This window comes from Paenibacillus oryzisoli (genome assembly GCF_050467285.1).
Classification (GTDB): domain Bacteria; phylum Bacillota; class Bacilli; order Paenibacillales; family NBRC-103111; genus Paenibacillus_E; species Paenibacillus_E oryzisoli_A.
Genome location: NZ_JBCMUN010000013.1, coordinates 127,172 through 141,264, shown reverse-complemented (window position 1 = coordinate 141,264; position 14,093 = coordinate 127,172). Strand labels below are relative to the sequence as shown.

Here is a 14,093-nt window from a genome sequence, read left to right as displayed (position 1 = left end):
GATCTATATAATAACAATTAGATATTAATAATATGTTATTAACAAAATAGAAATAACAGGTGATTAAGATGACGGAAATCAATCGTGACCGCAACGGGCTGACGGAGCAGGAATTTTTGCAAACATATGATGCCAGTATATATGAGCGTCCTTCGGTGACCGTAGACATGCTTATATTTACTGTGTTTGATAAAGAGCAAGATAATTATCGGAAGCTGCCCGAAAAAACCTTGCAGTTGTTGCTCATTAAGAGGGGCGAACACCCTTATTTGGGTCAATGGGCGTTGCCGGGAGGATTTGTATCTGTACATGAAAGCATTGAAGAAGCGGCACAAAGAGAATTGAAAAGCGAAGCCAATATTGAGAACCTCTATATGGAACAGTTATTTACATGGGGCGACGTGGGGCGTGACCCGAGAACACGGGTAATCAGTTCCTCTTATATGGCGCTTGTAGACCGGACGTCTTTAGATGTTAGGGCGGGTGACGATGCAGAGGACGCGCGCTGGTTTGAAGTTAACCATCAAGTTTTCCAAGAGAAAAAAACCATTCTCGAAGAGGGGTACGAATTTGAGCGTCTCATAAAAATAACCCTGAAGCATGAAGCGGAGCTTCTAACCGCAACGGTGAAGATAATAACGACGATTACTGGCCGAACGAGGAGAATCAGCCGCGAGATTGTCGAGTCACATGGGCTCGCTTTTGATCATGCCAAGATCATTGAATACGCCATAGAGCGGTTGCATAATAAAATCGAATACACCGACATTGCGTTCCATCTTATGACTCCTTTTTTCACGCTGTCAGAGCTTCAACAGGTTTACGAGGTAATTCTCGGAAAAGAGCTTCTTGCCGCAGCATTTCGAAGAAAGATTGCGCCGATGGTCACAGAGACCAATGAATTTACAAAGGATGCTGGACATCGCCCCTCCAAGCTTTATCGCTTTAACCCCAATTGGGAGAACACTTAACCATGTGAGGACGGATTTAATATGGAAAAGTTCACTTTTTTCTACCGGACGGAATCGCCATTTTCACAATGGCATCCTGCTTTATTTGAAATAAATGGAATCAGCTTCAATTGCGCTGAACAATACATGATGTATCAAAAGGCGAAGCTTTTTAAAGATGAGGAAATCGCCGCAAAGGTTTTATCCGCCCAAACTCCACGTGAGCAGAAAGAGCTTGGGCGGGCGGTACGCAACTTTCATCGTGACAAATGGGAAACTCACTGCAAACAATTCGTGTACGAGGGGAATTACGCAAAATTTACCCAGAACCAGCAGCTTCTCGAGAAGCTGCTCGCAACACAAGGCACCACACTGGTAGAAGCAAGTCCGACCGACTGCATATGGGGTGTAGGGCTGCTAGAAGATGATCCACTCATCTTGAACCGAGTAACATGGAGAGGGACTAACTGGCTGGGTGAAGTGCTTACGAATTTAAGGGAAGACCTGCTCTTTAAGATGAATAAATGAGAGAGGAAAGTGAAGTGAGTAGGATGGTTAATTTCGTTACAGGGGACTTATTTCAAGCATCCGAATCCATTATTGGCCATCAAGTCAATTGTCAGGCCGTAATGGGCTCGGGTGTAGCTAAGCAAATGAAACAGCTCTATCCTGAGGTGTTTAGAGAGTATGTGCGATTTTGTAACGATAATAAAGGGAGCTTGCTTGGATCGTGTCAAATTGTCGAACTTGATCATGGTACAAATAAATATGTAGCAAATTTATTTGGCCAGCAAACATTCGGTAGGGATGGCAGGAAATATACGAACGATGACGCTTTAAGAGACGCTCTCACCCAGTTGTACGAGTTTGCCAAAGCTAACCAGTTCTCAGTTGCACTTCCTTACAAAATTGGCTGTGACCGCGGCGGTGGGGATTGGAATATTGTCTTAGGAATGATCCGTGATATTTTTACTGATGTTGACATTACCCTATATAAATTGGAATAGAAGATAGGATTAAACGAAGTTCATGTAATGGAGTGAATTGTATGATTTTCCTACGACACGGACATAGGTCAAATCGCTTACAACGACCGCGTAAGGCTCTTCTTGCTTTTAAACTCACGCTTAAGCTGGGGTTACTTGCTGGAGCTTTGTTTGCCCACATTGTGTAAACAGAAAACACCTTAGAGTGATGACAATTGCTCTAAGGTGTCTTTTTGCATTTATTTATGAAGTTTTCATAGATCTCCGAGAATTCAACGGGGAGGGGGACAGATAATTCTTGCTGGTACAGATTGGATATGTACGTATAATGTTGCGTAAATGATACATGATCCTTCAATTCTACATAAGCTTGAAGCAGTAACAGGTTCGCTTCCTCGTCCCATTCATCGCTTAGAAGCAGCTTCTTGATTAAGAGGATTGCGTGCTCGGCTCTACGGTGCGTTAGCAGATACCGACTCAGCCGTTTGGCGAATTGGGAATACAAGCTGTGCAGACGGATTTGCTCGGTAATCGACCATTCATAGGATCGGTCCTCGAATAATTCACCGGTATACAGTTGCTCGCATGCCAATGCCTTCTCAATATGATCGGATTCAATTCCAGTCAATTGAGAAACCTGATCCTCGAATTGCAAGAAGTCGATCTTAATATGATCGAGGATCAGCCAGTATTGTTCCTGAGAATGGACAACGATGTTCTTATGCCCAAGTGCCTGCAGGGTTTTACGAAGCTGATAGACATTCGTATTAACGTAGGTTGCAACATTCTCCTGTAACATGTCTGAGTAAATGTGTTCGATGATCCGGCTTTTGGACACCGGGCGGCCTTTATGCATCAGCAGGTAGGCAAATAACTCCATACTTTTCTTCGAGATCCACCTCGCAGGACCAGTGTGTTCGCTCCTTACTTCAAATCCTCCAAAGGCTCGCACCATCAGACTTCCGGCAGGGCCGCCCGCAATCGCGGACTTTTCACTGATTCTTGCTGCGGCTCGCGCGATCGTCTGTTCCAGGCGTGATTTCGAAACCGGTTTGATCATATAATCCAGAGGATAACTGTCGAATGAATCGATAGCAAACTCCTTGTGCGAGGTTACGAACACGATGTCTATCTCACTGTGGGTGGAACGGAGTTGACGGGCGACCTCTAACCCGTGATCCTGCCCAATCATGATATCAATGAATACTAGATCAATGGCTTCTTGCCGTATTTGCTCCAGCGCCTGTGCGGCATTCTGATAGCAACCAACCACGACTACGCCGCTTATCTCGGATAGTAAGCGATTCATCACGATATGCATGGCCTTCTCATCATCAATCACAATAACCCTCATCGTAAATCCCCATCCTCTAGAACGATAGTAAAGCTGCTGCCACTTCCTAGCTTACTGCGCACTTTGAGATGTCCATCGCACAGTCGTAGGAATTGCCGGCTTACGAGTAAGCCTAAACCAGTTCCCTTCTCACCAGCAGTGCCTATAGTGGAATCAAATCGCGTGTCATCGAACACATGGCTAATCTGTTTCTCACTCATCCCTATGCCATCATCTTGAACGGTGATTTCGACTCTGCCTCCGGAAGCGATTGCGCGGATTAGGATCACTCCGCCCTGAATGGAATACTTAATCGCATTGGATAGAAGATTGCGGATAACAAGAATGAGGACTTCGCGGTCGGTGTGGACCCGGATTTCTTCGTCCACATGGATTTGCAAAGTTAACTGCTTCACTTCACAATTCAAAACTAGTATACGGCATGCTTCTTCAACAGCTCTTGATAAGATAAACGATTCGGGATGTAACACAATCCCTTCCTTCTGGCCGCGAAACCATTCCACTAGATTCTCAACCATCGCATAGGTGTTGCGAATTTGTTCGCTTAATGCGTGGAAAACCTCTCTGTTCGCTTGGTGCGAGGATTCGTTATCCTGCTCTAGCAATTCCAATAAATTGATTTGAACGGCTAACGGATTACGAATGTCATGGGATACGGCTGTGAACAGCTGATCCTTCATTTGATTAAGACGGGCGATTTGCTCCAGCGCTTGTTGCTTCTCCGTAATATCGATAATGATGGAGATGGTTCCTAGCTTGCGTTGTCGCTGGGTGAAGAATGGGTAGACATTCACGATGTATGATTTCTTCTCATGTCCGATCCGGGTACTGATCTCCACTCGGCATTCTTCCATGCGGGCGCATGCAGACTGCCACTGTGGCCAAGCTGTGAGTACTTCCCCATAACTACGGCCTAGAATTGGACGGTTATCATCAACTTCTAACAATAAGCGAGCAAATCTATTGCTATCGATTATATTTCCATCCGTATTCATAATGAGCATCCCTTCATGCATCGTCTCTACAACGATATTCCTTGCCATGGGAACGCTTGAAAAAAGCTTTTTGCGCAAAATAATCCAGAACATGATGATGCCGCAAATCCCGCTATAGACGGAAAGAGGGAGGAGCCAGGGGGAGAGATTGGGCTTGAATAACTTCATCATCTCCACCAATGCTGGAATGCATCCGAATAGGAGCAGCCACATGCCAGCTCTGCGGATTTCGGGGCGCGTGCTTCGTATGTAACGGACTAGAACAAATACGCAGCAAGCAATAATGGCGTAGCACATTAGATTGAAAGCAAGGGAATACGGTGTTTTGGTCGTGACCAGGTGTCCATTGATCAACTCTTGCGTTCTATTAATGACATGCCAATAAGGCTCCGCCCAGATGACCACTGCCCAGCAAGCGAATACGGCTAATAGAGAGAGGCTCCATCTTAGCCTCAACCACTTGTCCTTGCCGACTAGGTCCAAGACAAAAAGCACCATCAACGGGACCATAAATAAAAGTGCCGTTTGCTCTATATTTCGAAAAAAAAGCTTGGATTGCAAGTCTGAACGACTGATCTCGAGAATCACACACCCGGCGTAAACGACTCGGCAGACTAATACCCATACGAAATATCGCACACCTCGTTCTTGACGGTACACGATCGCATACATCAGCATGATGCACATGAGAATGGCCGAAAGTATGATTGTGATTGAGGGTAAAGCCCATAATTCATCCATAATTAGGTCAGTTACTCCTTTGGAGTTGGGAGAAATTGGGTGATATAGTTGAATTCTATCATAATTTTATCATAGCAGTATGCTAGGATGTAAACAAATTGCTTGCGTAATCATTATATATGCAGATGTGAAAGGTGGGTATTCACTATGTTGCAAGGTTTTTCACGTAAAATAGGACTTATTGCACTGTCAATAGTGCTATTGTTAGGTAGTGTTATATCGATTCCAGTATCCAGTGCCGCTACGGATGGAGATTTTCAATACGAGGATCTGGGCGGCGGCACCGCTAAAATCACAAACTACACGGGAACCAACGGAGTGGATGTTGTCATACCTAATCTTGTGGGTGGCGGATTAATCGTGGTCGAAATCGGTGTGGATGCTTTCAATACGAGACAAATTCCTTCTCTGACGATTCCGAATAGCGTGACGACGATTGGGAAAGGGGCGTTTCAAGGGAACCAACTGACTAATTTGACTCTCCCTAGCAGCCTCACAACGATCGGAATTTATGCTTTCAGTGAAAATCAACTGGCCTCGCTAACAATTCCGGATAGCGTGACGACGATCGGGCAAGGGGCGTTTAAAGCGAACCAACTGACGAATTTGATCCTCCCTAGCAACCTCACAACGATCGGAGTTGATGCTTTCAAGAACAATCAATTGGCCACGCTGACGATTCCAGATAACGCGACCACGATCGAGCAAGGGGTGTTTCAATCCAACAATCTGACGAGTTTGACCCTCCCTAGCAGCCTCACAACGATCGGAGTTGATGCTTTCAGGGGCAATCAATTGGCCACGCTGACGATTCCAGATAACGTGACGACGATCGGGCAAGGGGCGTTTCAATCCAACAATCTGACGAGTCTGACCCTCCCTAGTAACCTCACAACGATCGGAATTGATGCTTTCAGGGACAATCAACTGGCCACGCTGACGATTCCAATCGGCGTGACGACGATTGAAGAAGCGGCGTTTCTAGACAACAATTTGACGAGTGTGACCCTCCCTAATAGTCTCACGACGATCGGACCGTACGCTTTCAGGGGCAATCAACTGCCATCGCTAACGATTCCGGATAGTGTGACGACGATCGGGCAAGGGGCGTTTCAAGCGAACCAACTGACGAGTTTGCCCCTCCCTAGCAACCTCACAACGATCGGAGTTGATGCTTTCAGGGAGAATCAACTGTCCTCGCTGACGATTCCGGATAGCGTTACGACGATCGGGCAAGGGGCGTTTCTAACGAACAATCTGACGAATTTGACCCTCCCTAGCAGCCTCACAACGATCGGATCTTACGCTTTCAAGGGCAATCAACTGTCCTCGCTGATGATTCCGGATAGTATGACGACGATTGAAGAAGCGGCGTTTCAATCTAACAATCTGACGAGCTTGACCCTTCCCAATAGTCTCACGACGATCAGGACTGATGCCTTCAGGGACAATCAACTAACCGCTCTGATGATTCCAGTCGGCGTGACGACGATTGAACAAGGGGCGTTTCTAGACAACAATCTGAAGAGTTTGACCCTCCCTGGTAGTCTCACGACGATCGGCGTTGATGCTTTCTATGACAATCAACTGGAATCGCTGGTGATTCCGGAAAGTGTGACGACAATTGGACAAGGGGCATTTATTAACAATCCTCAACTTTCGGATGTTTTGGTCCTTAATCCGGCTGTTACATTTAATCACAACAATATCTTTAATGGCAGCTCATCCAGCTTGATACTATATAGTGAAGATTCATCAACTTCACAGACTTTTGCATCGACGAACGGTCTCCATTTTCAGAAAATCACGGCAGAGCTCGCAGACCTGGAAATTAACATACCCGGGTTGACATTCAATCCGGCGGCACGCACCTTCAACCTGACGACAAATGCGAATGCCGTCATCGTGACGCCAACTCCTGTTGTCCCGTTCTCGGAAGTGCAAGTCAATCATGCGCTAGTGCCGTACGGGTCGGACTCCCCATCCATCGGACTTGCCGAAGGCACGGTGACAATTACCTTGGATGTGGAAGCTCCAGACAACTCTACAGAACAATATACAGTCGTATTTAAGGTTGATCATACTAGCCCATCTATTGATTTGACAGCTAGCCCGACAACACCGACGAATGGGAATGTTACCGTAACAGTCGGAACGGATGGTACGGGCAGCGCCATTAACAGCGTGAAATGGGCTGCAGGCAGCCAAGTTGCCGCGTTCTTCGCAACGGGAGGCCAAGTGCTCTCAGGTGGCTCGTTCGACGCTATTGCTAACGGAATGTATACCGTTTATGCCCGAGATGAGGCAGGAAACGAAGCTGTGCAGACGATCACAATCAGCAATATTGACCGCAACGTGCCTACGATCGATTTGACAGGGAGTCCGACAAGTTCAACGAATGGGGATGTTACAGTAACTGTAGCTGCCTATGCCAATAGTGGAATCGGCGAGTTAAAATGGGCAGCAGGCAATGAAGGAACAGTGTTTTTCATGACTGGTGGGGAAGCCATTGTCGGTAATGCATTTACCGTAACTTCGAACGGTACTTACACCGTCTATGCAAGGGACAATGCCGGCAATGAAGCGGTTGAGATGATCACAATCAGCAATATTGACCGCAACGTGCCTACGATCGATTTAACAGGGAGTCCGACAAGTTCAACGAATGGGGATGTTACAGTAACTGTAGCTGCTTATGCCAATAGTGGAATCAGCGAGCTGAAATGGGCAACAGGCAATGAAGGAACAGTGTTCTTCACGACTGGCGGGGAAGCCATTGTCGGTAATGCATTTACTGTAACAGCGAATGGTACTTACACCGTCTATGCAAGGGACAATGCCGGCAATGAAGCGGTTGAGACGATTGCAATCAGCAATATTGACCGCAGCGTGCCTACGATTGATTTGTCAGGGAATCCGACAAGTTCAACGAATGGGGAAGTTACAGTAACGGTAGCTGCCTATGCCAATAGTGGAATCAGCGAGTTGAAATGGGCAGCAGGCAATGAAGGAACAGTGTTCTTCACGACTGGTGGGGAAGCCATTGTCGGTAATGCATTTACCGTAACTTCGAACGGTACTTACACCGTCTATGCAAGGGACAATGCCGGCAATGAAGCGGTTGAGATGATCACAATCAGCAACATTGTACAAAGTACATCTTCAGGTGACTCTACACCGCCGGACTCGCCAGAAGATTCCGATCCTCGTACAATCCTATCGATTGGTCCTGGCGTTATCATTATAGAGGTGGCTCCACGTGATATCAAGGAGGTGCCGAAGGACAACGGCGGGGTTAAAGAAGTTGTGAATCTGCCTGATGATGTGTGGGATGAAATTCCCAAGCTGCTGGATGATGATCGTCCAGTGATTCGTGTTATCATTGATGACCATCTGCCCGATGTGGAATTGCATCTACCAGGTAAACGACTGGCAGAATTCAAGGATATTAATCCGCATCTCGAGTTCGACATGCAGCTGAACGGATCCAGCTTTCAATTAAAAGTAAACATACTGGATTTAGATCAACTGGCCACACGATTAGGTATGGCAGTTGACGAAATGAATGTGATTATTAAAATCTCTGCCTTAACCGGCGAGACTAAGGAAGATTTCATATTAGCTGCGGACGAGCAAGGGATGACATTGCTCAGCCAGGTGATTGAATTTCAATTGTTTGTATCAGGTGGAGATAAATGGGTTGAGATAACCGATTTTGGCGGCACGTATATGACCAAGTCGATCGTGCTGGACGAACAATTCGCCAATCGAAATTACTTGGCCGTCCTATACGATCCAGATGGCCGAACATTCACGTATGTACCAGCGATTATGGCTAACCGAAGTAATGGCCAACAAGATTCCGTGATACAGATGCCGCACAATAGTATCTATGCGGTACTGGAGACGGATCGGATCGAATTCGCTGACATGCAAGGGCATTGGGCGGAGTCCGAGGTTGAGCAACTAGGATCCAAACGGATTGTCAGAGGAATAACGATCAATGACTATGCACCGAATCGCAACATTACTCGTGCTGAATTTGCATCATTACTGGTGCGTGCACTAGGAATCAAGACTGATCGTACTGGTGCAGGAGATGTATTCGAAGATGTAGCTGCCACTTCTTGGTATTCCACCGAAGTTGAAGCAGCCTTCAGGGCTGGATTAGTGAATGGGATCAGTTCAACACATTTTGCACCGGAGGCACAGATTACGCGGGAGCAAATTGCAGTTATGCTCATGAATGCGCATGCACTCGTGAAAGAGGAATTCAATTCTATCGAGCAGATCCCCAATTCGCTCACTTCGTTTACTGATGCTTCGGAAGTGTCAGCTTGGGCTCGAGCTGCGATGTCGGAAGCTGTCGCTAGTAAACTTATTCAAGGTATGAATACAGACCGGCTAGCGCCGACTGCATCGGCAACACGTGCACAAGCAGCTGTCATGTTGCACCGATTAATGGTTATGATTGAATTTTTGGATTGACAATGGCGTTGGTGGTAGATGTATTCTAGTTGGGGACGCGAGTTATTGCGTCCCCGCAGCTACAATTTAATTCGTACAATTTGTCGCGCGGATGGAGGACATTTTGGAAGTCTATGCGCCTCAATCCATCGAAGGTTTCTTTATAATTCTTTTGCATATTCCGTATTTTCAAATGCCATCGTAAGACGCGGCAAAGGTATGCCCGCCTTTTTTGCTTCTCTCACAACTTCAAGTACCGCAAAACCTGCTTTACTATTGTTGTATTCCACAAAAAGCCGCGCTAAGCTGCCTTTTGCAAAAATAACCTTGTTAAAAAGTATGCCGAGAAGTCCCGGTGGAATTTTAGTCAGTAGGAGGGAAATGGCATCAAGCTTTGCACCTCTTGCTTTAAGTACAGGGATCATTTCTCTCATATGTAACCCAACATTTGCAAATGAGGCCTTGTGGTCCATGAGTGCCGGAAAACTTCCCCGTTTTATCACCTCGGCCTCCATCGCTGCATTCATGGCAAAGTGATTCCATAGCCAGTTTTGCATATCCTTTACCCAACTAATTTTAAAATGGGCACTTTCAAATAGTTCTTTGACCTTGTTGTTCATATGCTCAGTGCCTGCCCGTGGTTTTTCTAGAAATACCATTTTCAAAAAGCCGCCTCTAAGCGTATTTTCCGCTATGCCGCCTCCTGCTCCCGGGAAGCCAAAGACAACATTGTTCATAGACAATGGTGCGATCGATGATTTCAAGTCTTGCCAAATGTTGTTGAATATGAGGACAGGGGTATTTCCTGCAGCAGTTGATAGGAATTGTGCTGCTTCCGGAAGTTGTTCCGTGTTGACGCTCACAATAATGAGATCATAATTTGGAAGGATCTCCTCATGCAGTTTGACGTTCCAGCTTTCTTTTATTAGCTTTTTCCCTTTTCGTGCGTCCCACATTTCAAGCTCGATACAGCCTCCGAAGGTTTCTTTTCTCCCCTTTCTAACGTAAAACTCTACTGTATGCCCTGCCTGCTCGAAAGCCCACGCATATTGGGTCGATATTACACCTCTACCGAAGAATAAGATTTTCATGTTAGCCTCCCGAAAATAGTTGATAATTCTTGTTGTTGATCCAACAACGTGTTGTATAATAGTATTGTATGGATTCACCAACCTGTCATCAACCATCAGATTTTCAATATCTGTCGGATCATCTATATGAACCGGAAATGGAGGCAAATCATGAACAAGCAGCCTGAAATTACGGACAAAACCAGGCAAACCTTTGTAAATGTATTCTGTGATTTATATAGTCAAAAACCAATTGAAAAAATATCTATTCAAGAGATTGCCAACAAGTCAGGATATAACCGCAGTACTTTTTATCAATACTTTACGGATATTTATGAGTTGTTGGACTATGTGGAAGAGTGTGTTTTGAAATCCATTAACGAGGAAATGGCAAGCAGGGAGCTTTCTACGCATACTTTCCAAGATGCGCTTCAATGCTTGGAAAATGCAGAGGAAATTTCGGTTCTTAAAGCTCTCTTGGGCGACTATGGTTCTGTTCATTTTGTTGAACGCCTGAAAAGAGAAATTCCCTTTGAAAGATTGATTGCAGACTTCCCAACAAATGATAGCTTAGCGCCATACCTGATTGAGTTTTACATCTCAACATTAATCTCTTTGTTTCGCCTTTGGATACGCAACGGCAAAGATTTATCGTCGGAAGAATTGGTCAAGCTGATCGATAGCCTATTTGCAAATGGGATAAAACCGTATTACTTCTTTGGTACGGTCAATAAAGGGTAAACGCGGATCAAAATGGTATTTAATGGATTTACCGACACGGTACGGGCTTTAGTTGAATCATGGAAAAATCTCAAATACAGTGCCTTGGTTAAACTCAGCCACTTTCATAGAACCATAAACCCCTAAATATAGCCGGGTTTGATTCAGATTTGTTCCTAAACTAACGTAATAAGCAGAATTAGACCCAAAATTATGATCCGTTTCTATTACATGATAATCGTTTTGTTTACAATCGGCTGTTACCCTTGTATAGGCTAGAACCCCCCTAACAGGAGGTTTTGAATGAGCACGAGCAAGATCGGTAAACACGACGCTTCCCAATAAATCAGGGATATCGTTTCCATTATAAGCCTGAACCCCAGTGAGTGCAGTCCCTCCAAACTTGTCGGGACGAGGATCTTCATGATAATAACTCGTTAGCGGCGGAAGACGCAGCGCTGAAGTTTCCAGGGTCTCATTGAAATACGAAATATTTTTTTCGTTCAGACCTGCATTTACGGGGCAGCTTCGTACCACAGTCGTAGGTAAACTACCTTCCCACCCTCGCCAGCCAAAGTTAATTAATCCTTCTTGGTCGGTCTCCGACCCCACAATAGAGGCTTGGACAAGCTGAGTAACCGGTATTGGCTTATAATGAACGAATGAAAAAATCGATTCTACCAGATCTTGTCCGACATTCCCCGCGTATTTAATATACTTATCATGGAGCCTCTGATAGGAAATGCCGGTTATATTGCGTACCCCTTTTGCAATGACCGTAAGCATTTTCTGAATAGATTCAGGCAGTTCATTAAACCGTGTAACCACAGGCGGATTATCAATAAATGAATTCATGCTTACATCAATTTCAATAATTTTACCCGCGATTTCCATACTATCTTGGCTTAAATTAAACGGGTCATAGGCTGATCCGCCGTCCCCGGTCGTTAAAACAAGTTTTCCTGTTTCAGGTGAAAAGTTTAAGCTGTTGACCCCATTATGATTTAAAAATGGCCTTCGTATATTAAGTAATGCACGCCGTCGATGAGACTGCCCATTCGATTGCAGAATCCATTCTTCAACGGTATCAATATGATCATATTTAATTTCCCTATCTATCCACTTTAAGTTTAAAGTTCGGGGATCACACGGGTTAGGCTTAAAAGATTCGGAAAATGCAACTGGACCTTGGGTTCCAGCTAGTGAGTAATGGAGATAAAATAATCCGTTGTGGTAAAATTGGGGATGAAAAGCTAGACCTACGAGTCCTCGTTCATCGTATCCGCCGCTGGAGCCGCCTAGTTTTAAGATTCGCTGGCGAATATCCAAAAAAGTCCCTATAGCTCCGTTTCTAATAAAAAAGATTTCTCCGACCTGTGTTGCGATCATGATGCTTTCAATGGAGTCACCCGGAAGGAATGTTGTTTTTATAACGGTGGGTAAGTTTATCCTACTGACAATAGGCCGTAGAGTGACTTTTACTTTATTCAACTAAATCCCCCCTGATTGTCATAATCTATTTTAGAATATGATGAAGTTTTTTTATTAGCACCAAACTGAGGTTAGGGGCATGATTAGCCAGTGAATTTTACCCATATAGTCAATAAAAAATAAGAGCAGGTGTCCAATGATCAAATTAACCATCCGTCAAGCACGGCAATTTATGTTGTTGAAGCACGGTCTGCTAGGGGAATACAGATTTATAGGAAAACAGGGCATTTTGGATTTTGTTCGACAGGCAAGCTGCCTCCAATACGATCCCATCGATGTGTGCGGAAAAAATGCCGAACTGGTGCTTCAATCGCGAGTGAAGGGATTTACCAAGGAAATGCTTGAGGAGCTGCTGTATCAAGATAGACGTTTAGTTGATTATCCCGATAAGAATCTAGCCATTATTCCTGTCGAAGACTGGCCGTATTTTGAAAGGTACAGGCGGGCCGCCCGGCAGCATGCCGAACACTATCCTGACATGCAAGCTTTGACGGAGCAAGTACGGACTCATATCCAAAATCACGGTGCGATAAGCTCGGATGATATTAAATTGGATGTGGATTTCTCCTGGCGATCGGCAATTCACTGGAGCGGTGGCAACAATGCATCTCGTTCCGTACTGGAACAGATGTACTCGACGGGCGAGTTGATTATCGAGCACAAAAAAGGCACGCGAAAATACTATGATATCGCCGAGAAGTACATACAGGCAAATGTGTTGAATGCGCCAGAGCCGCTGCCTAGTGAACTTGAGCATCAAAAATGGCGGGTATTGCGTCGGATTGGTGCTGTTGGACTCCTATGGAATCGGGCATCCGATGCTTGGTTAAACATATGGGGACTGAAATCGGCCGAGCGTAACGAGGTTTTTCGCCAGTTATCGATCGAAGCTAAGGTTGCTGCTGTTACCGTTGAAGGAATGAAGGACATCCTGTACTGTCGCACAGAAGACTTGCCGCTTATCGAGGCCATCCTTAAAGATCCAAAGCTGCAATTTCGCTGCGAGTTGATCGCCCCTCTGGACAATATGATATGGGACAGGAAGCTTATCAACGAATTATTTGGCTTTGATTACACATGGGAGATTTACACGCCAGTTCACAAACGGAAATTCGGACATTATGTTCTGCCGCTATTATACGGAGAGAGCTTCATTGGACGAGTAGAGGTAATCGCAGAGCGAAAAACCAGGCAGCTTGTTGTTAAAAACATCTGGTATGAGAAAGGCGTGAAGCCAACAAAGAAGCTGCAGACAGCCTTGGACGATTGCTTCAAAAGGTTTGCGAAATTCAATGGGTGCGAGACGATTTCTCTCTAAA

General features: G+C 45.3%; 10 protein-coding genes. 6 read left to right on the top strand and 4 right to left on the bottom strand.

The features are described 5' to 3' along the window. The first annotated feature begins 68 nt into the window (after nucleotides 1-68). Genes ABE504_RS22740 through ABE504_RS22730 form a run of 3 tightly spaced genes read left to right on the top strand, consistent with a single transcriptional unit; the run spans nucleotide 69 to nucleotide 1,957 of the window. Nucleotides 69-971 (top strand): NUDIX hydrolase, encoded by a 903-nt coding sequence (locus tag ABE504_RS22740; RefSeq protein WP_430093015.1) that lies wholly within the window; start codon nucleotides 69-71, stop codon nucleotides 969-971. A 21-nt stretch (nucleotides 972-992) separates the two neighbouring features. Beyond that, nucleotides 993-1,478, top strand: coding sequence for an NADAR family protein (locus ABE504_RS22735; protein ID WP_430093012.1), 486 nt, complete (start codon nucleotides 993-995; stop codon nucleotides 1,476-1,478). Between the two features lie 23 nt (nucleotides 1,479-1,501). After that, on the top strand, nucleotides 1,502-1,957 hold the full coding sequence (locus ABE504_RS22730) for a macro domain-containing protein (RefSeq protein WP_430093183.1): 456 nt from the start codon (nucleotides 1,502-1,504) through the stop codon (nucleotides 1,955-1,957). 199 nt (nucleotides 1,958-2,156) lie between these two features. Here the strand turns inward: ABE504_RS22730 and ABE504_RS22725 are convergent, their stop codons facing one another. Both ABE504_RS22725 and ABE504_RS22720 read right to left on the bottom strand, forming a co-directional pair. Continuing rightward, nucleotides 2,157-3,290, bottom strand: a complete 1,134-nt coding sequence (locus ABE504_RS22725) for a response regulator (RefSeq protein WP_430093010.1) — start codon at nucleotides 3,288-3,290, stop codon at nucleotides 2,157-2,159. Beyond that, nucleotides 3,287-5,026, bottom strand: coding sequence for a histidine kinase N-terminal 7TM domain-containing protein (locus tag ABE504_RS22720; RefSeq protein WP_430093008.1), 1,740 nt, complete (start codon nucleotides 5,024-5,026; stop codon nucleotides 3,287-3,289). The genes ABE504_RS22725 and ABE504_RS22720 overlap by 4 nt, the downstream gene beginning before the upstream one ends. 147 nt (nucleotides 5,027-5,173) lie before the next feature. Between ABE504_RS22720 and ABE504_RS22715 the strand changes: the two genes are divergently transcribed. Continuing rightward, nucleotides 5,174-9,514, top strand: a complete 4,341-nt coding sequence (locus tag ABE504_RS22715) for a leucine-rich repeat protein (RefSeq protein WP_430093007.1) — start codon at nucleotides 5,174-5,176, stop codon at nucleotides 9,512-9,514. Between the two features lie 140 nt (nucleotides 9,515-9,654). Here ABE504_RS22715 and ABE504_RS22710 read toward each other — a convergent pair whose 3' ends face one another. Next, the gene (locus tag ABE504_RS22710) at nucleotides 9,655-10,584 is read right to left on the bottom strand and encodes a ketopantoate reductase family protein (protein WP_430093004.1); all 930 of its coding nucleotides are present in this window, start codon (nucleotides 10,582-10,584) and stop codon (nucleotides 9,655-9,657) included. 150 nt (nucleotides 10,585-10,734) lie between these two features. On the opposite strand from ABE504_RS22710, the gene ABE504_RS22705 reads away from it, so the two are divergent. Continuing rightward, on the top strand, nucleotides 10,735-11,304 hold the full coding sequence (locus tag ABE504_RS22705; RefSeq protein ID WP_430093001.1) for a TetR/AcrR family transcriptional regulator: 570 nt from the start codon (nucleotides 10,735-10,737) through the stop codon (nucleotides 11,302-11,304). Nucleotides 11,305-11,361: 57 nt separating this feature from the next. Here the strand turns inward: ABE504_RS22705 and ABE504_RS22700 are convergent, their stop codons facing one another. Continuing rightward, nucleotides 11,362-12,774, bottom strand: coding sequence for a PQQ-dependent sugar dehydrogenase (locus ABE504_RS22700; protein WP_430092998.1), 1,413 nt, complete (start codon nucleotides 12,772-12,774; stop codon nucleotides 11,362-11,364). Nucleotides 12,775-12,910: 136 nt separating this feature from the next. Here ABE504_RS22700 and ABE504_RS22695 point away from each other — a divergent pair, with 136 nt between their 5' ends. After that, nucleotides 12,911-14,092: a winged helix-turn-helix domain-containing protein gene (locus ABE504_RS22695; RefSeq protein ID WP_430092995.1), complete on the top strand. Its 1,182-nt coding sequence runs from the start codon at nucleotides 12,911-12,913 to the stop codon at nucleotides 14,090-14,092. Nucleotide 14,093 lies beyond the last annotated feature (1 nt).